General features: G+C 67.0%; 18 protein-coding genes and 1 pseudogene. 9 read left to right on the top strand and 10 right to left on the bottom strand.

All coding sequences use genetic code 11. The annotated features are described in order from the left end of the window. Positions 1–11 precede the first annotated feature (11 nt). Positions 12–2,387, bottom strand: a complete 2,376-nt coding sequence (locus WFP78_RS02030; protein WP_336958125.1) for a glycoside hydrolase family 3 N-terminal domain-containing protein — start codon at positions 2,385–2,387, stop codon at positions 12–14. Then, positions 2,384–4,690 (bottom strand): glycoside hydrolase family 3 N-terminal domain-containing protein, encoded by a 2,307-nt coding sequence (locus tag WFP78_RS02025; protein WP_336958228.1) that lies wholly within the window; start codon positions 4,688–4,690, stop codon positions 2,384–2,386. Before WFP78_RS02025 ends, WFP78_RS02030 begins: the two co-directional genes overlap by 4 nt. Positions 4,691–4,892: 202 nt before the next feature. Between WFP78_RS02025 and WFP78_RS02020 the strand changes: the two are divergent. Continuing rightward, positions 4,893–5,663 (top strand): annotated as a pseudogene (locus WFP78_RS02020) (alpha-glucuronidase family glycosyl hydrolase); the annotation flags it as partial. Between the two features lie 252 nt (positions 5,664–5,915). Next, positions 5,916–7,001, top strand: coding sequence for a LacI family DNA-binding transcriptional regulator (locus WFP78_RS02015; protein WP_336958121.1), 1,086 nt, complete (start codon positions 5,916–5,918; stop codon positions 6,999–7,001). Between the two features lie 521 nt (positions 7,002–7,522). Here WFP78_RS02015 and WFP78_RS02010 read toward each other — a convergent pair. From WFP78_RS02010 to WFP78_RS01995, 4 genes are read right to left on the bottom strand one after another with little or no spacing between them, the layout of a single operon-like run. Further along, positions 7,523–8,935 carry a sugar porter family MFS transporter gene (locus tag WFP78_RS02010; protein ID WP_336958118.1) on the bottom strand — a complete coding sequence of 471 codons (1,413 nt, stop codon included), beginning with the start codon at positions 8,933–8,935 and terminating at the stop codon, positions 7,523–7,525. A 34-nt stretch (positions 8,936–8,969) separates the two neighbouring features. Continuing rightward, positions 8,970–9,818 carry an SMP-30/gluconolactonase/LRE family protein gene (locus WFP78_RS02005; RefSeq protein WP_336958226.1) on the bottom strand — a complete coding sequence of 283 codons (849 nt, stop codon included), beginning with the start codon at positions 9,816–9,818 and terminating at the stop codon, positions 8,970–8,972. 43 nt (positions 9,819–9,861) lie between these two features. Next, positions 9,862–10,623 carry a D-xylose 1-dehydrogenase gene (gene xylB / locus WFP78_RS02000; RefSeq protein WP_336958116.1) on the bottom strand — a complete coding sequence of 254 codons (762 nt, stop codon included), beginning with the start codon at positions 10,621–10,623 and terminating at the stop codon, positions 9,862–9,864. Next, on the bottom strand, positions 10,620–11,765 hold the full coding sequence (locus WFP78_RS01995; protein WP_419722892.1) for a fumarylacetoacetate hydrolase family protein: 1,146 nt from the start codon (positions 11,763–11,765) through the stop codon (positions 10,620–10,622). The genes xylB and WFP78_RS01995 overlap by 4 nt, the downstream gene beginning before the upstream one ends. 118 nt (positions 11,766–11,883) lie before the next feature. Between WFP78_RS01995 and WFP78_RS01990 the strand changes: the two genes are divergently transcribed. The 3 genes from WFP78_RS01990 to WFP78_RS01980 are packed head-to-tail and all read left to right on the top strand — an operon-like array spanning position 11,884 to position 16,325. Continuing rightward, the gene (locus tag WFP78_RS01990) at positions 11,884–12,900 is read left to right on the top strand and encodes a sugar kinase (protein WP_336958112.1); all 1,017 of its coding nucleotides are present in this window, start codon (positions 11,884–11,886) and stop codon (positions 12,898–12,900) included. A gap of 40 nt (positions 12,901–12,940) precedes the next feature. Then, a complete protein-coding gene (locus WFP78_RS01985; RefSeq protein ID WP_336958110.1) occupies positions 12,941–14,518 on the top strand; it encodes an aldehyde dehydrogenase (NADP(+)) in 1,578 nt (525 codons plus the stop codon). 28 nt (positions 14,519–14,546) lie between these two features. After that, complete coding sequence (locus tag WFP78_RS01980; RefSeq protein WP_336958108.1) at positions 14,547–16,325, top strand: IlvD/Edd family dehydratase; 1,779 nt, start codon at positions 14,547–14,549, stop codon at positions 16,323–16,325. Positions 16,326–16,500: 175 nt separating this feature from the next. Here WFP78_RS01980 and WFP78_RS01975 read toward each other — a convergent pair whose 3' ends face one another. Beyond that, positions 16,501–17,232 (bottom strand): UTRA domain-containing protein, encoded by a 732-nt coding sequence (locus WFP78_RS01975; protein ID WP_336958106.1) that lies wholly within the window; start codon positions 17,230–17,232, stop codon positions 16,501–16,503. Further along, on the bottom strand, positions 17,229–18,218 hold the full coding sequence (locus WFP78_RS01970) for a threonine ammonia-lyase (protein WP_336958104.1): 990 nt from the start codon (positions 18,216–18,218) through the stop codon (positions 17,229–17,231). Before WFP78_RS01970 ends, WFP78_RS01975 begins: the two co-directional genes overlap by 4 nt. Before the next feature lie 87 nt (positions 18,219–18,305). Here WFP78_RS01970 and WFP78_RS01965 point away from each other — a divergent pair, with 87 nt between their 5' ends. Continuing rightward, positions 18,306–18,695: a RidA family protein gene (locus WFP78_RS01965; protein ID WP_336958102.1), complete on the top strand. Its 390-nt coding sequence runs from the start codon at positions 18,306–18,308 to the stop codon at positions 18,693–18,695. A gap of 4 nt (positions 18,696–18,699) precedes the next feature. On the opposite strand, the gene WFP78_RS01960 is transcribed toward WFP78_RS01965, so the two are convergent. Beyond that, positions 18,700–19,128, bottom strand: a complete 429-nt coding sequence (locus tag WFP78_RS01960; RefSeq protein ID WP_336958100.1) for an organic hydroperoxide resistance protein — start codon at positions 19,126–19,128, stop codon at positions 18,700–18,702. Between the two features lie 123 nt (positions 19,129–19,251). On the opposite strand from WFP78_RS01960, the gene WFP78_RS01955 reads away from it, so the two are divergent. From WFP78_RS01955 to WFP78_RS01945, 3 genes are all read left to right on the top strand, one after another. Further along, positions 19,252–19,731 (top strand): MarR family winged helix-turn-helix transcriptional regulator, encoded by a 480-nt coding sequence (locus WFP78_RS01955; RefSeq protein ID WP_336958097.1) that lies wholly within the window; start codon positions 19,252–19,254, stop codon positions 19,729–19,731. A 265-nt stretch (positions 19,732–19,996) separates the two neighbouring features. Continuing rightward, a complete protein-coding gene (locus WFP78_RS01950; RefSeq protein WP_336958095.1) occupies positions 19,997–22,150 on the top strand; it encodes a TonB-dependent receptor in 2,154 nt (717 codons plus the stop codon). Next, entirely contained in the window at positions 22,147–23,238 is a 1,092-nt protein-coding gene (locus tag WFP78_RS01945) for a PepSY-associated TM helix domain-containing protein (RefSeq protein WP_336958093.1), read from the top strand. Before WFP78_RS01950 ends, WFP78_RS01945 begins: the two co-directional genes overlap by 4 nt. A 23-nt stretch (positions 23,239–23,261) precedes the next feature. On the opposite strand, the gene WFP78_RS01940 is transcribed toward WFP78_RS01945, so the two are convergent. Further along, complete coding sequence (locus WFP78_RS01940) at positions 23,262–24,200, bottom strand: right-handed parallel beta-helix repeat-containing protein (RefSeq protein WP_336958091.1); 939 nt, start codon at positions 24,198–24,200, stop codon at positions 23,262–23,264. Position 24,201: the final 1 nt, after the last annotated feature.

Below are 24,201 nucleotides of genomic sequence, written 5' to 3'. Positions count from 1 at the left end.
AGATCCTGTTTCTAGATGATTTCGAGCGTGACGGATTTAAGGTCGCGGCTGTTGGGCCCGGCCATGATGTCGAACAGGCCCGGTTCGACCACTTCCTCCATGTCGAGGTTCCACAGCGTGAAGGCGTCCGGGCCGAGGGCGATGCGCACCGTGCGGCTCTCCCCCGGCGCGAGCGTCACGCGCTCGAAACCCTTCAGCTCCTTGATCGGCCGGGTGACGGACGCGACTTGATCGTGGACATAGAGCTGGACGACCTCGTCCCCAGCCCTGTCGCCGACATTGCGGACGTCCACCTCCACGGTCACGTCGCCGCCGACACCGATCTTCGGCGCGGACAGGCGCGGCGCGCCCATCTCGAACCGGGTGTAGCTGAGGCCATAGCCGAAGGGGAAAAGCGGCTCGATCTCCTCGAACACATAACCGCGCCGGGCACTGGGCTTGCGGTTGTAGAAGACCGGGATCTGCCCAGCATCGCGCGCCACCGTCACGGGCAGCTTCGCGCCCGGATTGACATCACCGAACAGGATGTCGGCCATCGCCGTGCCGCCCTCCTGCCCCGGATACCAGCATTCCAGCAGCGCATTGGCCTGTGCCGCGACCGTGACATAGCTGGGCGGACGGCCGTTGATCGCGCAGACGACCACCGGCTTGCCCGTCGCCTTCATGGCCAGGAACAGGTCATTCTGCTCGCCGACCAGGTCCAGGCTGGTGCGGTCGCCCAGATGGTTGGCGGCAAAGCCTTCGCGGCTGGTCTGCTCGGTATCGCCGATGGCGAGGATGATGACATCCGCCCCCTTCGCGACCTCCACCGCCTCGGCGATCAGCTGGCGGTTCCTGGCGGGATCGGCGAGCAGCACCTCATCGACGGAGCGGTCCTCGCTCCGGGTGATGAACACGCCCTGCGCGTGCAGCACCTGCGCCTTGCCGGCAAGCTTCGCCTGGATGCCCTCAAGCAGCGACACGTCCTGCCGCGGGATGCTGGAATAGCCGCCCAGCCGCGCGATCGCCGCATTGGGGCCGATCACCGCGACCCTGGCATGGGCACCCGGCTTCAGCGGCAGGACGCCGTCATTGCCGAGCAGCGCAATGGATCTGTGCGCGGCCTTCAGCGCCAGCGCGCGCGCCTCCACATTGCCGGTCAGCCGGTCATAATCCTTTTGCGGCCACGGATTTTCGAACAGGCCCGCGCGGAACTTCAGCGTCAGCATCCGCGTGCAGGCGGTGTCGACGGCCTCGATCGGGACCGTGCCCGCGCGGACCTGTTCGACGAGCGTCCGATAGGCAAGGCCATCGGGCAGCTCGCAATCCACGCCGGCGCGCAGCGCGGCGCGGCCGGCGGCCTGCAGGTCGGGCTGGACATGATGGATGGTGTCGAGTTCGTTGACCGCGCCATAATCGCTGACGATGGCGCCATCGAAACCCCATTCGCCGCGCAGCACGTCGCCCAGCAGCCAGCGGTTCATATGGCTGGGAACGCCGTCGATCTCATTATAGGAGGGCATCACCGCGCCGATGCCGGTGCGCTTCACCACGGCGCGGAAGGGCGGGAAGAAATTCTCGCGCAGTTCGCGTTCGGAAATGGGCGCGGGGCCGATATTCTCGCCGCTCTGCGGCTGGCCGTGGCCGGTCATGTGCTTGAGCGTCGCAAAGACATGGCCGGGCGCCAGCGTCTTGCCCTCGCCCTGCAGGCCATGCACCGCCGCAACGCCCATCTCGCCGCACAGATAGGGGTCTTCGCCAAAGGTCTCCTCGATCCGGCCCCAGCGCGGATCGCGCGCGATGTCGACCACCGGGGAGAGCGCGAGATGCACGCCGCGCGCGCGCACTTCGCGGGCGATGACGGATTGCACCTCCTGCATCAGCGCCCGGTCGAAACTGCCGGCAAGGCCGATCGCCATCGGGAACATGGTGGCGTCGGTCGCCATATAGCCGTGCAGCGATTCCTCGTGGAACAGCACGGGAATGCCAAGGCGCGTCTCGTTCACCGCCCATGTCTGGACGGCGGCGATGAAGGCCACGGTATCGGCCGGGGTGCGCCAGCGCGCGCCCACGCCGCCCGCCTGGGTCGATCCGTTGGGCGCGCCGCGCCGGTCGGACGGGCGGGTGATCTGGCCGAAACTATTGGGATAGGCCTTGCTCGCCTTGGCGGCCGAGAAGGTCAGGTCGTCCATGATCTCCGCCTTGGTCGACCAGAGCGCGATGATCTGCCCGACCTTTTCCTCCAGCGTCATGCGGCCGAGAAGGTCGCGCACGCGCAGGTCAATCGGCGCGGTCGCATCCTTGTAGAGCGGGCCGCCGGCCTTCGCGAACGCCGGCGTCGTCGCCGCCAGCGACGTTGAGGCGAACAGGCCGAGCGCCTGCCGCCGCGCAAAGCGGGGGCCGGTCATTGCGACACCGTCAGCGTGACGGATTTGAGGTCGACCGAGTCCGGCCCGGTCATGATCTCGAAATCGCCCGGCTCGACCACGCGTTCCATATGGTCATTCCACATCTGCAGGCTTTCCGGGCCGACGGCGAACTGCACCGTGCGGCGCTCTCCCGGTTTCAGGCTGATCCGCTGAAACCCCTTCAACTCCTTGATCGGCCGGGTGACGGAACTCACCTTGTCGTGGATGTAGAGCTGTACCGTCTCGTCGCCCGCGCGCTGGCCGGTATTGCGCACATCGACCGACACTGTGACGCTGCCGCCCGTGCCGATCTTCGCGGCCGACAGGCGCGGCGCGCCCAGATCGAAGCTGGTGTAGCTCAGGCCATAGCCGAAGGGATAAAGCGGCGCCGCGGTGTCGAACAGATAGCCGCGCCGCGCGCTGGGCTTCATATTGTAGAACATCGGCAGCTGGCCGACCGAGCGCGGGATGGTGACGGGCAGCTTGCCGCCCGGATTGACGTCGCCGAACAGCACGTCCGCCATGGCGTTGCCGCCCTGCTCGCCCAGATACCAGCCTTCGACCAGCGCATCGGCCTGTTCGGAAATCCTGACCGTGGAGGCCGGGCGGCCGTTGATGAGGACAACGGTGATCGGCTTGCCCAATGCCTTGAGCGCATCGAACAGCTCCTGCTGCTCGCCGACCAGATCCAGGCTCGGCCGGTCGCCAAGATGATTGTTCGCCCAGCCCTCGCGGCTCGACTGCTCGGTATCGCCCAGGGTCAGGACGATGCGATCCACGCCCTTCGCAGCCTCCACCGCCTGCGCGATCAGCCTGCGGTTCTCCGCCGGGTCGGCCTTCACCACCTTGTCTTCCCACCAGTCGTCATTCTCGGTGATCTTGACGCCCTGGGCGAAGACGATGCTGGCGCGGTTGCCGACCTTCGCCTTGATGCCGTCGAGGATGGAGACCGTGTGCGGCGGCTGGCCATAATAGCCGCCCAGCCGCGCGACCGCCGCGCTGGGGCCGATCACCGCGATCGTGCCCTCGGGCTTGAGCGGCAGCATGCCGTCATTCTTGAGCAGGGTGATGGAGCGTTGCGCGGCTTTCAGCGCCAGCGCGCGCGCCTCCGCATTGTTGGTGATCGCTTCGGAGGCCGCTGCGTCGGCATAGGGATTTTCGAACAGGCCGGCGCGGAACTTGAGTTCGAGCATCCGGCGCACCGCCAGGTCGACCTTCGCCTGCGCGACCCGGCCCTCACGCACCGCCTTGGTCAGCGTCGCATAGGAAAGGCCGTCGGGCAGGTCCGCGTCCACGCCCGCATCCAGCGCGCGCACCGCCGCGCCTTCCAGGTCGCCGGCGATATGGTGGATGCTCATCAACTGGTCGACGGCCGAATAATCGCTGACGACCGCGCCACGGAAGCCCCATTCGCCGCGCAGCACATGGTCCAGCAGCCAGCGATTGGCGTGGCTCGGCACGCCGTCGATCTCATTATAGCTGGCCATCACCGCCTCGATGCCGGTGCGCTTCACCACCTGTTCGAAGGGCGGGAAGAAATTCTCGCGCAGTTCGCGTTCGGAGACGGGCGCGGGGCCGACATTGGTGCCGCTTTCGGGCTGGCCATGGCCGGTCAGATGCTTGAGCGTCGCAAACACATGGCCGGGCGTCAGCAGCCGGCTGCGCCCCTTGCCCTGCAGCCCCTCGACCGCCGCGACGCCCATTTCGCCGACCAGATAGGGGTCTTCGCCAAAGGTCTCCTCGATCCGGCCCCAGCGCGGGTCGCGCGCGATGTCGACCACCGGCGACAGGGCGAGGCTGACGCCGCGCGAGCGGATTTCCCGCGCGATGACCATGTTCACCTCCCGCAGCATGTCGGGATCGAAGGACGACGCCATGGCGATCGCCTGCGGGAAGCTGGTGGCGCCGACGGCGGCATAGCCGTGCAGCCCCTCTTCATGGAACAGGATGGGAATGCCCAGCCGCGTCTGCGTGGTCGCCCAGCGCTGCAGCGCGTTGACGAGGGCGACGGTCTGTTGGGGATTGCGTCCCGGTGCGACCCGAGGACTGACCGCGCCTTTGGCGTCGGACGGACGAGCGAAATGGCCAAGGCCATCGGGGAATTTCGCCTTCAGCTTGGCGGGATCGAGCTGCAGCCTGTCGTCGAAGATCGCGACCTTGCCTTCCCAGACCGTGGTGATCTGCGCGATCTTTTCCTCCAGCGTCATGCGCGAGAGGAGGTCTTCGACGCGCGCCTCGATCGGCTGGGAGGCATCCTTGTAGATCGGCTGCGCGCTGGCGGTCGCCGTGCGCGGCGCCGCCATTGCCGGCGCGCCCGCAACCAGCAGTGCCAGGATCGAAACCGCGCCGAGAATGTGACGAGATGGCAAAACAGGAACCCCCTCTTGGTGCCAGGCGACTTTTCAGTTGCTGCCGCTCAATTGATAGCGTTAACATTGCGCAGAGAAGATGAGGTTGTCAATGCCTTCCCAAAGCGGCGACGACATCACGAGGGAGAGGACGGAAATGCTCACGCGCCTGTTTTGCTGCATCATTGCCATGGTCTTTCTGACCCTGTCGCCACATGCACGGGCCGATGACGGCTATGCCCTCTGGCTGCATTATCCCAAGGCCGAGGGCACCCGGCTTTCCGCATTTTCGCAGCATGCCGGCACCATCCTGGCCCCCGGCACGTCCCCGACCGCTACGGTAGCCCGTGCCGAGCTGGCGCGCGGACTTCTGGGCATGACCGGCCGCACGCCCGCGGCTGTTACCACGCCGCAGGATGGCACGCTCTGGCTCGCGACGCCCGCCGAATCACCCGAACTGGCAAAGCTGCCGCTGGACCTCGGCGCGCTGGGGCAGGAAGGCTATGCGATCCGCAGCCTGCAGCTGGGCGGCAAGGCGGTGACGGTCATCGCCGCGAACAGCGACCAGGGGCTGCTCTACGGCGCGTTCCACTTCCTGCGGCTGGCGCAGACGGCCTCCTCCCTCGACACGCTCGACATCCGCAGCGCGCCGCGCACCGGCCTGCGCATGCTCAACCATTGGGACAATCTGGATGGATCGGTGGAGCGCGGCTATGCCGGGCAGTCCATCTGGGACTGGTGGCGCGGGGCCGACTGGAAGGGCCCGCGCTATACCGACTATGCCCGCGCCAACGCCTCCATCGGCATCAACGGCACCGTCCTCAACAATGTGAACGCCAAGGCCGACAGCCTGACCGCGCCCTATATCGCCAAGGCGGCGGCGCTGGCGGACGTGTTCCGCCCCTATGGCATCCGCGTCTATCTCTCCGCCTGCTGCATCGCCTATTTCCAGTCGATCACGAAACGCCCCCTGCCCGCCGGATCGCGCGCGCCCGAGCATCCGCTGGACTGGTACAAGACGCTGCGCTTTCCCTACGCCCCCGGCCACCCATGAGAAGGAGCGACCGGAAATGCCCGAAAATCAGTGCCTCGCTCTTTTTTCTCTAGTGTTCGTGGACGTTGTCGTTACCATTTCGGTGATGAAACATGACCTGACGATCGCGACTGTCGGTGCGGTCCAATGACGGAAGCCAGAACATCCCGCCGGCAACGCAATGTGCCGACCATCAACGATGTGGCCCGACAGGCCGGCGTTTCGCCGATGACGGTTTCGCGGGTCATCAACGGCGAGCAGATCGTGCGGCCCGCCACCAAGGAGAAGGTGGAGGCCGCCATCGCGGCGCTCAACTATGCGCCGAGCGCCGCGGCGCGCAGCCTTGCCGGGGGCGAGGAAATACGGATCGGGCTGCTCTACAGCAACCCGTCCTCCTCCTATCTCAGCGAATTTCTGGTCGGCAGCCTCGACCAGGCGAGCCGGACCAACGTGCATCTGGTGGTCGAGAAATGCGACGACGACATCGCCGTGCAGACCGTGGTCGATCATCTGCTGCGCGGCCGGATCGACGGCATCATCCTGCCGCCGCCGCTGTGCGATTCAGCCGAGATGATCGCGGCGCTGGCAGCGGCGAAAATCCCCGCCGTCGCCGTCGCCACGGGGCGCATGCCCAAGGACATGGCCGCCGTCAGCATCGACGATCTTCATGCAGCATATGAAATGACCCGTCACCTGATTGCACTGGGCCATAGCCGGATCGGCTTCATCAAGGGCAATCCCAACCAGAGCGCAAGCAGCCGAAGGTTCGAAGGCTATCGGCAAGCGCTGAACGAGGCCGGCATCCCGCTGGACGACACGCTGGTCGCGCAGGGCTTCTTCACCTATCGTTCGGGCCTCGATGCGGCCGACCATATCCTGGACCTGCCCTTGCCGCCGACGGCGATCTTTGCCAGCAACGACGATATGGCGGCGGCGGCTGTCGCCATTGCGCACCGGCGCGGGCTGGACGTGCCCGGCGACCTGACGGTCTGCGGCTTCGACGACACGCCGCTCGCCACGACGATCTGGCCCGAGCTGACCACGATAAGGCAACCCATCAGCGATATGTCGCGCGCGGCCGTCGACCTGCTCGTGCGGGAAATCAGGGCACGCAAGGCGCACAAACTTGGCAGCGCCAGCCATATCCTGCTGGACTACACCCTGATCCGGCGACAATCGGACGCGGCGCCACGCCGGCGTCCCCGCAATCGCTCGGAAGAGGCTGCGCGTTAGGGCGGATCGTCATTCAACTCTCTTGAATGATTGAGCTATGTTTATTCCAATTCGTCATGCTGAACGTGTTTCAGGATCTATCGCACCTCCTGAAGCCATCGCGCATGTGGAGGAATGGATGCTGAAACACGTTCAGGATGACGATGGTCCTGGCTGTAACCAACCTGCCCTCTTCTGAATGTCGATCCGCCCTAGAGCGGTGTGCGATCCGATGGCATCGGATCGGCCGCCTTATGCTTTCGATGTGACGCATTTTCCGAGCCATCGGATGATGCCATCCGGCTGAGAAATGCTGCGGGACAGTCGATGGTCCGGCCCTGTGCCTTGATGCGCGGACATCGCATCTTTTCCTACGGTCGTCCGCGGCGCCGAAGAGCGCTTGGCGCCGGATCACGTCCGGGGACAGGCTCTAAGCGTCCCGACCCGGTTCGGGATGCGGCCCGTCATCGCCCCGGCTGCATGAAAAAACGGCGCCCGGCGATGATGGTCGCGGGCGCCGTTCGATCTTCAGGAGAACAGGTTCAGCCGACCATGGCCTCAAGCTCGCGGCCCTTGGTCTCCCGCACCATGACGCGGACGAAGAAGAAGGAGATCGCCGCGAACAGGGCGTAGCCGGTGTAGGTGATGGCCAGGCCAGGCGACACGGCCAGCGCCGGAAAGCTGACCGAGATCGCCGCATTGGCGATCCATTGCGCAAAGCCCGATACCGCAAGGCCCGATCCGCGGATCTGGTTCGGGAACATCTCGCCCAGCATCACCCACATGATCGGCCCCCAGGAGAGGTTGAAGAAGACCACATAGAGATTGGCGGCGATCAGCGCGATCAGGCCATTGCTGCCCGGCAGGCTGACGGCGCCGTCCGCGCCGGTGATCGCGGTCGAGAAGGCATAGGCGACGGTGGCGAGCGTCACGGCCATGCCCGCCGATCCGATCAGCAGCAACGGCTTGCGGCCGATGCGGTCGACCAGCAGGATGGTGGCAAGGCAGGCGCCGATCGACAGCACCCCCGACAGGATGTTCGTCTGCAGCGCATAATCCTCCGAAAAGCCGACGGCTTCCCACAGGGTCGCGCCATAATAGAAGACCACATTGATGCCGACGAGCTGCTGGAAGACGGCAAGCCCGATCCCCGTCCAGACAATCGGGCGGATGCGGCCGCTGGCCTTGTCCAGCAGATCGGACAATTTGGGGCGATGATGGTCGGCGGCAAGGCTGTCGCGGATTTCCGCGACCTTGCGGCTGGCCTCTTGCGGCCCGAACAGCCGGGTCAGCACGACCTTCGCATCGGCATCGCGGCCACGCGCGACGAGGTAGCGGGGGCTTTCGGGAATCACGAGCAGGGCGAGGAAATAGACGGACGCCGGGATCGCCTGCAGCCAGAACATCCAGCGCCATGCCGGAAAGCCCAGCCAGAATTCCGCCGTCGAGCCGCCGGCATAGCGGGCAAGCGCGAAATTGGCGACGAAGGCGCCGGTGAGGCCGGAGATGATCATCACCTGCTGGATGCTGGCGAGCCGTCCGCGCACGGCCGCGGGCGTCACTTCGGAAATATAGACGGGCGAGATCACGCTGGCCGCGCCCACACCCAGGCCGCCGACGATGCGCGCAAAGATGAAGATGGCGGAAGAGCCCGCCGCGCCGGCCAGCAGGGCGCTGCCGAGGAAAAGGACGGCCGCGAGCATCATCACGCTGCGCCGGCCGATCCGGTCGGCCAGCCGCCCGGCCATGAAGGCCCCCATGGACGAGCCCACGAGAATGGCGCCGACATTGATGCCGATACCCAGCTTGCCAAGGGCAAAGGCGCTTTCCAGCCCCTTCTGCGTGCCGTTGATGACGCCGGAATCATAACCGAACATGAAACCGCCGATCGTCGCCACCACGACGATCGCGGCAATGAACCGCATGTTCACCCGCTCTGGGGAGGCATCTGTCATTGCTTGTCCTCTCTCTGCCCGATTATTCGCCCGATTATTCGGTTTTCGCCCCTATGGCGGCGACCGTTCCTGGAACGCCCCGCACGCCGGGATCAAATGCAAAAAGATCGCCCGCAAGCGGCTGCGCCTTCAACGCCGCCTCGCTCAACCCCTTGCGCGCGGTCGTCGCATAAGCCGTCGACAGATCGTCCCCGCCAAAGGCGATCTTGGTGACATTGGCCACCGGAAAGGCGACCTTGCCCATCAGCGCGCCGTCGGGATCATAGCGGCGCACGCCCCAGCCCGCGAACAGGCCGACCCACAGGCAGCCTTCCGCGTCGACGGTCGGCCCATCGGGATAGCCCGCGCCGTCCTCGATCTGCGCGAACAGCCTGGTCTCCACCACCTGCCCGTCGCCCTCCAGCCGGCTGCGCCAGATGCGGCGCCCAAGCGTGTCGTGATGATAGAGGGTGCCGCCATCGGGCGACACGGCCGGACCATTGGTGATCGGCACGGGCGCAAGCCCGGCATCGACACAGTGCCCGTGGAACAGGCGATAGATGCGGCCGCTGTCTTCCCTCTCGGCGTCGTCCATCGAGCCGAACCACAGCCGGCCCCGCGCATCGACGGTCGCATCGTTCAGCCGGTTGCCCGGCAGATGCGCTTCGGGCGCCTGCAACAGCGTGAAGAGCCCGCGATCGGGATCGAAACGGTGAACCCCGGTCTGCAGACCGACAGCGAACAGCCCGTCGTCGGTCGGGACGACCCAGCCCACCTGCGCCGGCGCGGTCCAGCTTTTCGCCACGCCCAGGGCAGGATCGAAGCGGTGGATCTTGTGCGCCTTGATATCGACGAACCACAGCGCCGCATCGCGCATCACCCACAACGGGCCTTCGCCCAGCATGGCGCCGACACCCAGGACATCTTCCGGCCGGATGTCCACGGGCTTAGCGCCAGCCGGCGTCGACGAAATAGTCGTGCCCGGTACACATGCGCGCATCGTCCGAGGCCAGGAACATCGTGAGCGCGGCGACATCCACCGGCTCGATCCGCCCGTCCAGGCATTGCGCCGCGACGATCTCCGCCTCGCCTTCGGGCGTGTACCATTTCAGCTGGCGCGGCGTCCGCACATTGCCCGGCACGATGGTGTTCACGCGAATATTCTCTCGCCCCAGATCGCGCGCGAGGCTGCGCGTCAGCCCCTCGATCGCGGCCTTCGCCGTCTGATAAAGGACGAGATCGGGCAGGGCCAGATGCCAGCTGATCGACCCGAAATTGACGATGACGCCGCCGCCCGCCCGGCGCATGGCCGGCGCGACCGCCTGTGCGGCGAAGAACTGATGGCGCAGGTTCACCGCCATGCGTTCGTCCCAATAGTCCGTCGTCACCTGTTCGATCGTGTGGCGATCGTCGCTCGCGGCATTGTTGATCAGGATATCGATGCCGCCGAAATCCGCTTCCACGCTGGCGAGGACCGTCTGGAGCGCCGGGATGTCGCGCAGGTCGCAGGCATGGAAGACGGGCGCCACCGGCGCACCGGCCAGGCGCTCCACAAGGGCGCGGCTACCCTCCTCAAGGATGTCGCAGAAGGCAACCCGGGCGCCCTGCGCCACAAAGCCTTCGACCAGCCCTTCGCCAATACCGCTCCCGCCGCCGGTGATGAAAATCTTTTTACCGGCAAGGCTGGGGTAGATTGCGCGCATGCTCATGCGGTCATTTCCTCCGCACGCGCGGCGAGCAGACCACGCGCGGCAAGGTTGGCCATCAATGCGCCGACACCGAAGGTCCAGGGCGTCGCCGCCTTCGACGTCACCACCCGGTTGACCAGACGGCCCAGCTTCGGGGTCGAGATCGCCACCACATCGCCGACCTTGTGGGTGAAGCCGCGGCCGGGCTCGTCACGGTCCTGGACGGGCGCGAACAGCGTGCCCAGGAACAGGGCGAAGCCGTCGGGATATTGATGCTCGCTCAGCGTCTGGCGGACGAGGTCGAGCGGATCGCGGCTGATCTGCGTCATGTTGCTGACGCCTTCCAGACGATAGCCTTCCGGCCCGTCGATGGTCAGCGCGACATCGGCGGCGCGCACGTCGTCCATGGTGAAACCGTCGCCGAACAGGCGGATCAGCGGCCCCAGCGCGCAGGAGGCGTTGTTGTCCTTCGCCTTGCCCAGCAGCAGCGCCGAGCGCCCTTCGAAATCGCGCAGGTTGACGTCATTGCCCAGGGTCGCGCCGACGGGGTTGCCGCGCGAATCGACGATCAGCACGATCTCCGGCTCTGGATTGTTCCAGGTCGAATCGGAGCGCACGCCGATGTCGGCGCCCGCGCCGACGGTCGAGAGCAGCGGCGACTTTGTGAACACCTCCGCATCCGGGCCGATCGCGACCTCCAGATATTGCGACCACAGGCCATCCTCGATCAGCGCCTGCTTGAGCGCCGCGGCTTCGGGAGAGCCGGGCACAACGGCCCGGATCGAGCCGCCCACGCGCTCTTCCAGCCGTGTGCGAATACCGGCGGCGGCAGCGGCGTCGCCGCGCGCGCGCTCTTCGATCACGCGCTCGATCGCCGAAAGGGCGAAGGTGACGCCGCAAGCCTTCACGCACTGAAGGTCCACCGGGCTGAGCAGCGGCAGGTCGAGAGCATCGAGCGCGCCAAGCGCCAGACCATCGGCCGGATCGACAGGCAGGCTGTCGATCAGGTGCGACACCGTGGGCGCCACACGGGCCATGTCATAGGCCATGCCGTTGCTGACCAGCACGGGGCTCGGCCCGTCCTTCGTCATGACACGGCCAACAAACTGCCCCGATCGCCAATCCACCGGCAGATTGTCGCGCAGGGAAAAATCCTCTGGCATCATCAACTCCCACTCGACACTTGTAATTGATAGCGCTACCAACATGGATACGCCCCAAGTGTCAAGGGGGTTCGGCAAAAGATCATCTACGCCGATAATGGAGGATGCAAGGACAATCATGGCCAATGCGCGCAAGGGCACAATCGTCTGCCTGGGCGAAATGTTGCTTCGCCTGTCGGGCGGCAAAGACGGCCGCCTGTTCGAATCCGCGTCGCTTCAAGCGCATTTCGGCGGGGCGGAGGCCAATGTCGCGATCACGCTGGCGCATCTTGGCCTGGACAGCCGGATGGCGACCGTGCTGCCGGAAGGCGTGGCGGGGGACGGCGCGATCGAGCATCTGCGTCGCCATGGCGTGGATGTGTCCCACATCGCGCGCGCTTCCGGCCGACTCGGCCTCTATTATCTGAGCCCCGGCGCCGGCATCCGTCCCTCCTCTATCCTCTACGACCGGGCCGGCTCCACCTTTGCCCATGCCCATGCCGATGCGTTCGACTGGCCCCGCCTGCTGGACGGGGCGGACTGGCTGCATCTGTCCGGCATCACCCCCGCGCTTGGCGCCGACAGCGCCCGGCTGGGGCTTGCGGCAGCGCAAGCCGCCAGGGCATTGGGCGTGCGCGTGTCGTTCGACGGCAATTATCGCGCGACGCTGTGGGAACAGTGGGATTGCGATCCGCGCGCCATCCTGAGCGACTATGTGGCGCTCGCCGACCTGTTCATCGGCAACCATCGCGACATCGGCCTGCTTCTGGGCAGCCATTTCGACGGCGAGGGCGCCGATCGTCGCCGCGCGGCGGCCGAAGCGCTGCTGGAAGCCTTCCCCAATATCACCCATATCGCCTCCACGGCACGCGAGACGCTGGACGCGGATCATTACCGCCTGTCCGCCCGCGTCGACGGGCGCGGCGCCGCGTTCCAGACGGAGGCGGTGCCGCTCAACGCGGTCATCGACAGGATCGGCACGGGCGACGCCTTTGCCGCCGGCGTGCTCGCCGCGCTGGACAAGGATGTGGAAGACGCCGCCCGAAATGGGTTAGCGCTCGCCTGTCTCAAACATTTCACCAGCGGCGATGCCAGCGTGGCCAGCGCCGCCGATATCGCGACTTTCCGGCAGGGCCATTTCGACGTCCGGCGCTGACGGTTCCCCCATTTCCCATTCGATCAATAAAGGTGACGACATGATCCACGGAACGATGCTCATCGGTGCTGCCGAAGAAACCGGCGAAACGACCTTCCTGGCCGTCAATCCGGCAACCGGGCAGATGCTGGAGCCGCCGTTCGGCAATGCCGGCCCGGCCGAAGTCGCGCGCGCCTGCGCCCTTGCCGACGCCGCCGCCATCCCCTTTGCCGACCTGGCGCCCACCGATCGCGCGACCTTCCTGGAGACGATCGCCGACGAGATCGTGGAGATCGGCGACCTGCTGATCAGCCGCGCCATGGAGGAAACCGGCCTGCCCCGCGCCCGGCTCGAAGGCGAGCGGGGCCGCACCACCGGCCAGTTGAAGCTGTTCGCCAGCATCCTGCGCGAAGGCAGCTGGGCGCAGCTGACCATCGACCCGGCCCTGCCCGATCGCCAGCCGCTGCCCCGCCCCGACCTGCGCCGCCGCCATATCGCGGTCGGCCCGGTCGCAGTGTTCGGCGCCAGCAACTTCCCGCTCGCTTTCTCGGTAGCCGGCGGCGACACCGCCTCCGCGCTCGCCGCCGGGTGCCCGGTGGTGGTGAAGGGCCACCCCGCCCATCCCGGCATCGGCGAACTGGTCGCCCGCGCCATCCAGAAGGCGGTCGCGGCCTGCGGCCTGCCCGAGGGTGTCTTCTCCTTCCTGCCCGGCGTCAGCAATGAACTGGGCGGCGCGCTGGTCGCCGATCCGCGGATCAAGGCGGTGGGCTTCACCGGATCGCGCGCCGGCGGCCTTGCCCTGCTGCGGATCGCCGCCGCGCGCGCCGAGCCGATCCCGGTCTATGCCGAGATGAGTTCGATCAATCCGGTCATCCTGTTCCCGCACGCGCTCAAGGCACGCGGGGCCGATCTGGCGCCGGCCTTCATCCAGTCGCTCACCATGGGCGCGGGCCAGTTCTGCACCAATCCCGGCCTCGTGATCGCCATCGACGGGCCGGATCTCGACGCGTTCCTGGCCGCCGCCGGCGAAGCCATGGCCGGCAGCCAGCCGCAGCAGATGCTGACACCCGGCATCCATGCCAGCTTCGAAAGCGGTGTCGACGCGCTGGCTTCGCATGAGGCGGTGACGTCCGTCGCGCGCGGCTGCGTGGGCGAAGGCGTGAACCAGGCGCGCGGCGCCCTGTTCCGCACCACCGCCGCCCAGTTCCTGTCGGACGTGGCGCTTTCGCACGAGGTGTTCGGATCATCCTCGATCGTCGTCACCGTCGCCGACATGGCAGAGGCCGCCAGCGTCATCACCGCGCTGGAAGGCCAGCTCACCGCCACGCTGATCCTCGACGCGGCGGACGAGCCGCTGGCCGCCCCGCTGATGCCGCTGCTGGAACGCAAGGTCGGCCGCATCCTCGTGAACGGCTGGCCGACCGGCGTGGAGGTGTGCCACGCGATGGTCCATGGCGGCCCCTTCCCCTCCACTTCCGACGGCCGCACCACATCGGTCGGCACGCTCGCCATCGACCGTTATCTGCGCCCGGTCTGCTACCAGAATCTGCCGGCATCCTTGATCCCCGGCGGCCTTGCGGACGGCAATCCCTGGGGTGTAGCACAGCGCATCGACGGCGTATTGACGCTGCCCGCCTGACACCCAAGACGCGCTCCAGGAGACATAAATGACAACTTCCGGCACCCCGCGCTTTCGGTCGCAGGACTGGTTTGCCGACCCCGCCCGGTCGGACATGGTAGCGCTCTATCTTGAGCGCTTCATGAACTATGGCATCACCCCGGCGGAGCTGCGGTCCGGGCGCCCGATCATCGGGATCGCCCAGACCGGCAGCGATCTCAGCCCCTGCAACCGCATCCATCTCGACCTCGCCAAGCGGGTGCGCGACGGCATCCGGGACGCGGGCGGCATTGCCATGGAATTTCCGGTCCACCCGATCTTCGAGAATTGCCGGCGGCCGACCGCCGCGCTGGACCGGAACCTGGCCTATCTGGGCCTGGTCGAGATCCTCTACGGCTATCCGATCGACGCGGTGGTGCTGACCACCGGCTGCGACAAGACGACGCCTTCGGGCATCATGGCCGCGAGCACGGTGGACATTCCCGCCATCGTGCTGTCGGGCGGGCCGATGCTGGACGGCTGGCATGAAGGCGAGCTGGTCGGCTCCGGCACGGTGATCTGGCGCAGCCGCCGCAAGCTCGCCGCGGGCGAGATCGACGAGGAGGAATTCCTGCAGCGCGCCTGCGACAGCGCGCCGTCCGCCGGCCATTGCAACACCATGGGCACGGCATCGACCATGAATGCGGTCGCCGAGGCGCTGGGGCTTTCGCTGCCCGGATGCGCCGCCATTCCCGCGCCCTATCGCGAGCGCGGGCAGATGGCCTATGAGACCGGCAAGCGCATCGTAGAGATGGCCTATGAAGAGCTGCGCCCCTCGCAGTTGCTCACCCGCGACAGCTTCCTCAACGCGATCCGCGTCGTCAGCGCACTCGGTGGCTCCAGCAATGCGCAGCCGCATGTGATGGCGATGGCGCGCCATGCCGGGGTAGAAATCCACCCCAGCGACTGGACCGAGCATGGCTATGACCTGCCGCTGCTGCTGGACATGCAGCCGGCCGGGCGCTTTCTGGGCGAGCGGTTCCATCGTGCCGGCGGTGTCCCCTCCGTCATGTGGGAGCTGATGCAGGCGGACAAGCTCGCCGCCGATTGCCTGACCGTGACGGGCCGCACGCTGCGCGACAATCTGGAGGGCCGCGAGGCGCGCGACCGCGAAGTCATCCGGCCCTTTGCCGAGCCGCTGCGCAAGAATGCCGGCTTCCTCGTGCTGTCGGGCAACCTGTTCGATTTCGGCATCATGAAGACCTCGGTCATCAGCGAGGAATTCCGCAAGCGCTACCTCTCGCAACCGGGCGCCGAGGGCCTGTTCGAGGCGCGCGCGATCGTGTTCGAGGGCGGCGAGGATTATCACCACCGGATCAACGATCCTTCGCTGGAGATCGACGAGAACTGCATCCTGGTGATGCGCGGCGCCGGGCCGCTGGGCTGGCCGGGCTCCGCCGAGGTCGTCAACATGCAACCGCCGGATGCGCTCATCCAGCGCGGCATCCAGTGGCTGCCGACCCTGGGCGACGGGCGGCAATCGGGCACGTCGGACAGCCCCTCCATCCTCAACGTCTCGCCTGAAAGCGCGGCGGGCGGCGGGCTGTCTTGGCTGCGCACCGGCGACATGCTGCGTATCGACGTCAACAAGGGCCAGTGCGACGCGCTGGTCGACGAAGCGGAAATCGCGCGCCGCCGCCAGGAAGCGCCGCCGCCGATCCCGGTCAGCAACACCCCCTGGGAAGAGCTGTTCCGGGAAAAGACCGGCCAGATGGCGACCGGCGCGGTGCTGGAAATGGCAGTGAAATATCGCGGCCTTGCCCGCAAGACCCCGCGCCACAATCACTGAGCGCCGCCGCGCGCGCATATTGCATGGCAGTCCGGCCCTGCGCTCCGAAGGATCCGGGGCCGGACATGCGGCGATCAGCGGACGATCCCGAAATCTGGGTTCGCGATGGCCAGGCCGGCGCGGCGCCCGCGCACAGCCCGACGATCCGGCTTTCGCCCTCTGGAGGCCATGCGGCTCACCCCGCCGCCTCGACAATAGTGCAGGCGATGCTGCCCTCCAGCCGGGCATGGGCGCCGATGCGCAACAGCCGCACCCATGTCACCGGCCCATCGGGCGACCCTGTCCTGCGGACGATGGCGAGCGCGGGTTCCCCGGCGTCGCACGCCAGCATGGTCTGCTCCTGCACCGTGCATCGGACCGGGCAGATGCTCTCGCTGCCTTCGCGACAGGGGCGGGAGAGCATCAGCGAGGAAAACAGCGTCGTCCTCGACAAATCGAGGTTCAGGAATTCGGGCAGGACGGCGGGGCTGACCAGCCTGTCCTCCAGCTCGACCGGGCGGTCATCCTCGCAATGGACGATCATGGCGTGGAAGAGCGCGTCCCCCGCCGCGCAGCCAAAGGCCCCGGCCATGCCCGCATCCGCCGTCACCTGCTCCTGCCGGACGACGCGGGCGGAATGCTGCCCGCCGCGCGCGCCGATGGCCTGCGCAATGTCCTGGTTGGGATATCGGCTGACATAGGATTGCGGCGACCCGACATAGGTGCCCGCGCCCTTGCGTCGCACCAGATAGCCACGGATCGTCAGGTCGCGCAGCGCGTGATGGACGGTCATGCGGCTCGCGCCGAATTGCGCCATGAACCGGCTTTCCGACGGCACCTGTTCCCTGCTCGCCCATGCGCCGGAGAGGATCTGCCGGATCACATGGCCGGTGATCCGCGCGCGCAGACCACCGCCCTCCCCGCTCACCGCCCATGTCCAAGGATGGCGGCGTAGATGTCCGGATCGACATTGCTGCCGGAGATGACGACAACGCTCGCACCCCCGGCATCGGGTGCAAGGCCGTGCAACATCGCCGCCAGCGCCACCGCGCCGCCCGGCTCCACCACCAGTTTCAGCGTGGTGAAGGCGAAGCGGACGGCTTCGCGCACCTGATCGTCGGTGACGACAAGGCCGCCAGACAGCAGCGCCTTGTTGATCGGGAAGGTCAGCGCTCCGGGGCTGGGCGCCATCAGCGCATCGCAGATCGAGCGTGCGTCCGGCGACACCTGCTCGCGATGGCCGCTGGCGAGCGAACGGGCGGTGTCGTCAAAGGCTGCCGGCTCGACGGCATAGATGCGGGTGTCGGGCGACCGCCCCTTGACCGCCGTCGCGATTCCCGCGGTGAGCCCGCCGCCGCCGCAACAGACGAGGATCTGGCCGACCAGCGCCCCAGCCTCTGCCGCCTGATCGAGGATTTCGAGGCCCGCCGTCCCCTGCCCCGCTATGACGAAGGGATCGTCATAGGACGGCACCAGCGTCGCGCCCCGGCTTTGCGACAGCGCGGCCCCGATCTCCTCCCGGCTTTCGCGATGCCGGTCATAGGTGACGATCTCCGCCCCCAGAGCACGGGTGTTGGCAAGCTTGATCGCGGGCGCATCGGCGGGCATCACGATGGTTGCCGGGATGCCGAGCAGGCGCGCGGCCGCCGCGATCCCTTGCGCATGATTGCCCGAGGACCAGGCGACGACACCGGCCGCGCGGGCGGCGCCATCCAGTCGGGCAAGCCGGTTATAGGCGCCGCGGAACTTGAAGGAGCCGGTGCGCTGCGCACCCTCGAACTTGATGAGCACCCGGCGCCCGCAACGCGCGTTCAGCACCTCATTCTCGATCAGCGGCGTGCGGACGGCGGCCGGCGCGATCACCCGCGCGGCATCCAGAATATCGGCAAGAACCACGGCAGGCAAATCGGACATGCGGCACACTCCCCGTCAACGGCCACCTGTATAGACAGGCCGGATTCAGCCTGTCTATACAGATTGCGCCGATGGAGGAACCACCCGATGCCACGCCCGATACAGCCGATCATGCCGGCGTCCCTGCCGCCCCCGCAGGGCCATTATGTCCCCGGCCTGCTTGCAGGAGACCTGCTGTTCATCTCGGGCCAGCTGCCCGGCCAGGGCAGCGAAGCAGAGGCGGGATCGGTATTTGCCGATCAGGCGCGACAGGCGATTGCCGCCCTGCTCGCGATATTGCGCGAAGCGGGCGGCACAGCGGGCGACCTGCTCAAGGTCACGGTCTATCTGGTCGGGGTCGAACATTGGGCGGCATTCAACGCCATCTATGCCCAGATGCTGGGCGCGGCAAAGCCGGCCCGGGCGATCGTGCCCGTGCCGGCCCTGCACCATGGCTATCTGGTGGAGATCGAAGCGATCGCGTCCATCTCCCGCTGATCGCTCAGGTGACGCGCAGCGTCACCTCGATATTCCCGCGGGTGGCGTGGGAATAGGGGCAGATGGTGTCGGCTTCGGCGACCAGCGCTTCGGCCGCGGCACGATCGACGCCGGGCAGGCTGATCTCCAGCGCGACCGCAAGGCCAAAGCCCTTGTCGGCGCGCGGACCGATGCCGACGGTCGCGGTCACGATGGTATCGGCCGGCACGCGGGGCAAATCCTTGTCCTGCGCGGCGGCGAACTTCATCGCGCCAAGGAAGCAGGCGGCATAGCCCGAGGCGAAAAGCTGTTCGGGATTATTGCCCTGGCCATTGCCGCCCAGTTCCCTGGGCGTGCCGAGCGTGACTTCGAAGCTGCCGTCGGTGGTGCGGGCCTTGCCGTCGCGGCCACCCGTGGCGGCGGCGCTGGTGCTGTAGAGAATCTTCTGGGACATGGGTCTTTCCTTTCGGTCGTCATATTGAATCTTGCACGATTACATCGTGTACGATCTATTTATGAGCACCAATTGCGATTGTCAATGCTTGCGATTCTATCGCACGCGATTTATACCGTCGCCATGAGCAAGATCGAAGATGCCCCCGGCGCCGCGACGCCCGATCCGAAGCCCGATGCGTTCGATGGCCTGCTGTGTTTCGCCGTCTATTCCACCGGTCTTGCGTTCAATCGGGTCTATAAACCGCTGCTCGACCGGCTGGGGCTCACCTATGTCCAATATCTGGTCATCCTGGCGCTCGACCATCGTGACGGGCAAGCGGTGAGCGAACTGGGCGAGCAGCTGTTCCTGGAAAGCAACACGCTCACCCCGCTCATCAAGCGGCTCGAAGCCGCCGGCATGGTGACGCGCAAGCGCGACAGCGCAGACGAACGGGTCGTGCGCGTGAGCCTGACCGACAAGGGACGAGCGGTCGCCAAGGACGCGGCCTGCGTGCCCGAACAGATCCTCGAAACGACCGGCATGACCCGCGCGCAACTGGGCGACATGCAGCGCGCCCTTGTCGGCCTGCGCGCGAACCTGCGCGGCGGCGCCTCGGCCTGAGGACGCCAGGGCAGGACCGGCCGGAGCGCGCCGCGATGCGCGCCAGCCATCGGGACCAGCGCTCGCCCAGGGCCGATCGTGCCGAACAGCGCCGGGCCGCCTTCCCCATCCGCACGGCTTGAGCCCATCATCAGGGCCGCCCCATAATCGCCCCGCAGGCGGCGATTCCGCGCCATGCCGAGCAAATATCGCCTCCCGATTATGCTAATGACTTGCAACAGCGGACTATCTTGGCTAGCGGCCCAGCATCTGTCTGGGGAAATCCATGCCTACATTCTCATCCTGCCTGCTCGCCACCTCCGCCCTCGCGCTGGGCACCGTCCCGGCCCTCGCCCAATCGCCGGCGCAGGCCGATGCGGAGACGACGGAGAATGTCGTCGTCACGGCGGCCCGCACGATCCTGCCCGCCAATGCCCTGCCGCTGACGGTCGACGTCATCGACAATGCGACCCTCACGCAGCAGGTGTCGATCGGCGGATCGGTGGTGGATGCGGTGTCGGCGCTGACCCCGTCCTTCTCCCCCACGCGCCAGAAGCTCTCCGGCGCGGGCGAAACGCTGCGTGGCCGTTCGCCGCTCTATGCCATCAACGGCATCCCGCAGACCGCGCCGCTGCGCGATGGCGCCCGCGACGGCTTCACGATCGATCCCTTCTTCATCGACCGGGTCGAAGTGATCTATGGCTCCAACGCATTGCAGGGGATTGGCGGCACCGGCGGCATCGTCAATCAGGTCACGGTTGCCCCGCCGAAGAATGACGGCCTGTCCGGCCGCGTCCTGGTGCAGGGCAATGCCGACACCGGCTTCCATGGCGATGGCCTTGGCGGCAAGGTCGCGGGGCTGCTCGCCTGGCGCGGCGGCCGGTGGGACGCGATGGTCGGCGCGGCCTTCGAGAAGCGCGGCGCCTTTTACGACGGTCATGGCAACCGGGTCGGCACCGACCTGACCCAGGGCGAGACGCAGGACAGCAAGAGCTGGTCGCTCTTCGGCCGCTTCGGCTATGCCCTGAGCGAGACCGCGCGGATCGACCTGACGATGAGCCGGTTCGAGCTGAAGGGCGATGGCGACTATGTCGCGGCCGACGGCAATTACAGGATCGACCTGCCCACCACCTCCGTTCGGGGCGATCCGCCCGGCGTGCCGGCGACCAACCGCACCGAGAGCGCGGCGCTGACCCTGAGCGACACGAACCTGATGGGCGGCAACCTGATCGCCCAGATCTTCTTCAACCGCTCGCGCGACACCTATGGCGGCGAGATCGCACCGATCGCGTCCTTCCAGGACCCCACGATCGCGCCGAACGGCACGCTGTTCGACCAGTCGCAGAACCGCAGCCGCAAATATGGCGGCAAGCTCAGCTATGAGCGAGCCATGCCGGGGTTCGAGGCGCTGACGGCAACACTGGGCGTGGACGCGCTGTACGACCTTACCGAACAGCGGCTGATCGCCACCGGCCGCAGTTGGGTGCCGCCGACCGACTATCGCAGCATCGCCCCCTTCGCCCAGCTCAACCTGGCGCTGTTCGACAAGAAACTGCGGATCGCGGGCGGCGTGCGCCATGAGGATGTGCGCGTCAGCATCGACGATTACACCACGCTGGCAAGCTATGGCGGCTTTGCCGTGTCGGGCGGCACGCCCCGCTTCAGCGACACGCTGTTCAACGGCGGCATCATCCTGGAGCCCGTGCCCGGCCTCCGCGCCTATGCCAGCTATGCCGAGGGCTATACCGTGCCCGATGTCGGCCGCATCGCGCGAGCCGTCGGCCGGGCGGGGGTCGATATCGACAATTATGTCAATATCAGCCCGATCGTCTCCAACAACCGCGAGGTCGGCATGGAGGTGAAGCGCGGGCCGATCGACATGAGCGCGGCCTATTTCTGGTCGACCAGCAAGAACGGATCGCTGCTGGTCCAGACCGGCGGCGTGTTCGAGGTCCAGCGCCAGCGGGTCGAGATCCAGGGGCTGGAACTCAACCTGTCGGCCAGGACGCCGGTGCCGGGGCTGACCCTGTCGACCGGCTATGCCCATCTGATCGGCCGCACCGATGGTTCCGACGACGATATCGACAGGGTGGACCGCGACCTTGACGGCGCGAACATCTCGCCGGACCGGCTGAACATCGCGGCCAGCTATGTCCACGGGCCGTTGTCCGCGCGCATCCAGACGCAATTCTTCCTGTCGCGCAATTTCGAGCGGGCGCCGGGCGACTATAACCGGCTCTACCGCATGGACGGTTATGACGTGACCGACGTCAGCCTGCGCTATCAGACCGGCTTCGGCGCGCTGACATTGTCCGCGCAGAATATCTTCGACACATTCTATATCGACTATTACAGCCAGACCGTCCGCCCGAACGACAATGCCCATTATTTCGCCGGGCGCGGCCGCAATGTCACGCTCTCCTGGGACTATCGCTTTTGACGCTGATCGACACGCTCCATCGCTGGACCGGTGGCATTATCGGGCTGCTGCTGGCCATCCTTGGCCTTACCGGCGCATTGCTGGTCCACAAGGATGCATGGGTGATGCTGCCCCATGCCGGCGACGTGCAGGTGCAGGACACCCGCCACCTGGCCGAGGTGACGCAGCGCCTCATGGCCGATCCGGCGGCGCGGCCGCAATCGATCACCTATGCGTCGGAGACGTTCGGGCTCCTGCGCCTTGGCTACAAGGGCGGCGCGGGCGCCTATGCCGACCAGAATGGCGGGACGGTGACCCAGTGGCAAAGCCAGTGGGAGCGGCCCGAAATCTGGCTGTTCGACCTGCATCACCACCTGTTCTTCGGCGATACGGGTGACGTGGTGATCGGTATCGCGGCGCTCTGCGGCCTGGGCTTCGTCATCACGGGCGTGCTGCTCTGGTGGCGGACCCGCAAGACCTTCGCATGGCGGCTGCTGCCCGCGCGCATGAGCCGGCCGGCCATCGTGCGGCATCACCGGGACCTGGGGATCGTGGTCGCACCGCTGCTGCTGCTCTCCTTCACGACCGGCGCCATCCTCGTCTTCCGGCCGATGGCGGCCATTCTGTTCGGCCCCGGCGCCCCGGCACAGATCGACCGTTCGCTCGCCGGTCCGCCGCCACGCGACGTCAGGCTGGCCGACCGGCTGGACTGGTCGCGGATGATCGTGACGGCACGCCGGCGCTTTCCGGACGCGGAACTGCGCAGCATCGGCCTGCCGCGCAAGGATAATGGCCTCATCACCCTTCGCATGCGCAGGCCGCAGGAATGGCTGCCCAATGGCCGCACGACGCTCTGGTTCGCGGCGGACAGCGGCGCGCTGGTCATGGCCCGCGATGCCGCGCAGCTGCCGATCGCGGTCAAGGGCTATAACCTGCTCTACCCGCTCCACGCGGCGAAGGTCGGCGGCCTTCCCTTCCGGCTGGTCATGACGATATCGGGGCTGGCGCTGACGATGCTGGGAACGCTTGCGGTCTGGACATTCTGGTTCAAGCGGCCAAAGCCGGCCCGCAGCCGCAACGCCCGGAACCGCAAGAGAGCCGCCGCTTAACCGCCCCACCCGATAGCCGGCGCTCAGCGCTGGTCGCTCATCTTCATGCTCGGCGCCAGCCGGTTGACGCCGATTGCCGGGCGCGCGCCGTTGAAGGTGGCGACGAAGGTGCTGCCCCGCTCCAGCCCCGGCACGAAGCCGGCGCGGTTGTTGGCGATCACCAGCCTGGCCGAATCCACCCGCAGCCCTTCGGCGCCCAGCGCGATGAAGGCGCTCCAATTGTCCTTGTCCTTGCCTTGCACCATTTCGTTGCCGGTGACGGCGCCGATGGCGCCCTCGGGCAGGTCGATCATGTAGTTGGTCAGGTGACCGGCGCTGTCGTCGAAACTGTTGGCGTTGATCGTGACATGGCTCGCGCGGCTCTTGAGATAATGGCCGCCGTCGCCCGCCTCGAAGCGGGTGCGGGTGACGGACAGGCTGCCATAGCGGCCGACATAGAGGCTGTGCGCGCAATCCAGGTCGCGGTCGCAGCGGCCCAGATGCTGAAAGGTCGTCATGTCGATGCGGATGCGGCCGGCATCGTCCTCGCCGGTCAGGATGCCCTGCTCGCTGCGGCGGAACAGGCTGTTCACCACGTCCAGATTGCCATGCTCCAGCCGGATGCCGGAACCATTGCCATCGGGCACATGCATATTCTGGAAGGTCACGCCATCCACCACCGCGCCGCGCCCGCGCAGCACCAGCGCCGCCTTGCCCTCGCAGGTCACGCCATCGAAGATCGCCGTCCCCTGCCCCTGCGCGCGATAGGTGATCGCGCCCGCGCCCTGCACCGCGCATTGCCGATAGGTGCCCGGCGCGATCAGGATGGTGCCCTGCCCGTCGCCGATCGCATCCACCGCATCGGACAGGCGCGCATAGCCCCGCCCGGTCTCCGCCACGGTAAAGGCCGCCGCCCCGCCCTGCGCGGCAGCGGTCGCGGCGATGGCGGCCGAAAGCATGACGAGCGTGGAGAACATGCGCATG

Source organism: Sphingobium aquiterrae (genome assembly GCF_037154135.1).
Taxonomy (GTDB): domain Bacteria; phylum Pseudomonadota; class Alphaproteobacteria; order Sphingomonadales; family Sphingomonadaceae; genus Sphingobium; species Sphingobium aquiterrae.
Note: the sequence above shows the minus strand (reverse complement) of the source record. Positions and strands in the feature narration are given on the sequence as shown.

Bases quoted from the DNA above. Each gene is read 5' to 3' on its own strand.
- WFP78_RS02030 (WP_336958125.1), bottom strand. From the start codon at position 2,387: ATGACCGGCCCCCGCTTTGCGCGGCGGCAGGCGCTCGGCCTGTTCGCC.
- WFP78_RS02025 (WP_336958228.1), bottom strand. From the start codon at position 4,690: ATGGCGGCGCCGCGCACGGCGACCGCCAGCGCGCAGCCGATCTACAAG.
- WFP78_RS02015 (WP_336958121.1), top strand. From the start codon at position 5,916: ATGACGGAAGCCAGAACATCCCGCCGGCAACGCAATGTGCCGACCATC.
- WFP78_RS02010 (WP_336958118.1), bottom strand. From the start codon at position 8,935: ATGACAGATGCCTCCCCAGAGCGGGTGAACATGCGGTTCATTGCCGCG.
- WFP78_RS02005 (WP_336958226.1), bottom strand. From the start codon at position 9,818: ATGCTGGGCGAAGGCCCGTTGTGGGTGATGCGCGATGCGGCGCTGTGG.
- xylB (WP_336958116.1), bottom strand. From the start codon at position 10,623: ATGAGCATGCGCGCAATCTACCCCAGCCTTGCCGGTAAAAAGATTTTC.
- WFP78_RS01995 (WP_419722892.1), bottom strand. From the start codon at position 11,765: ATGCCAGAGGATTTTTCCCTGCGCGACAATCTGCCGGTGGATTGGCGA.
- WFP78_RS01990 (WP_336958112.1), top strand. From the start codon at position 11,884: ATGGCCAATGCGCGCAAGGGCACAATCGTCTGCCTGGGCGAAATGTTG.
- WFP78_RS01985 (WP_336958110.1), top strand. From the start codon at position 12,941: ATGATCCACGGAACGATGCTCATCGGTGCTGCCGAAGAAACCGGCGAA.
- WFP78_RS01980 (WP_336958108.1), top strand. From the start codon at position 14,547: ATGACAACTTCCGGCACCCCGCGCTTTCGGTCGCAGGACTGGTTTGCC.
- WFP78_RS01970 (WP_336958104.1), bottom strand. From the start codon at position 18,218: ATGTCCGATTTGCCTGCCGTGGTTCTTGCCGATATTCTGGATGCCGCG.
- WFP78_RS01965 (WP_336958102.1), top strand. From the start codon at position 18,306: ATGCCACGCCCGATACAGCCGATCATGCCGGCGTCCCTGCCGCCCCCG.
- WFP78_RS01960 (WP_336958100.1), bottom strand. From the start codon at position 19,128: ATGTCCCAGAAGATTCTCTACAGCACCAGCGCCGCCGCCACGGGTGGC.
- WFP78_RS01955 (WP_336958097.1), top strand. From the start codon at position 19,252: ATGAGCAAGATCGAAGATGCCCCCGGCGCCGCGACGCCCGATCCGAAG.
- WFP78_RS01950 (WP_336958095.1), top strand. From the start codon at position 19,997: ATGCCTACATTCTCATCCTGCCTGCTCGCCACCTCCGCCCTCGCGCTG.
- WFP78_RS01940 (WP_336958091.1), bottom strand. From the start codon at position 24,200: ATGCGCATGTTCTCCACGCTCGTCATGCTTTCGGCCGCCATCGCCGCG.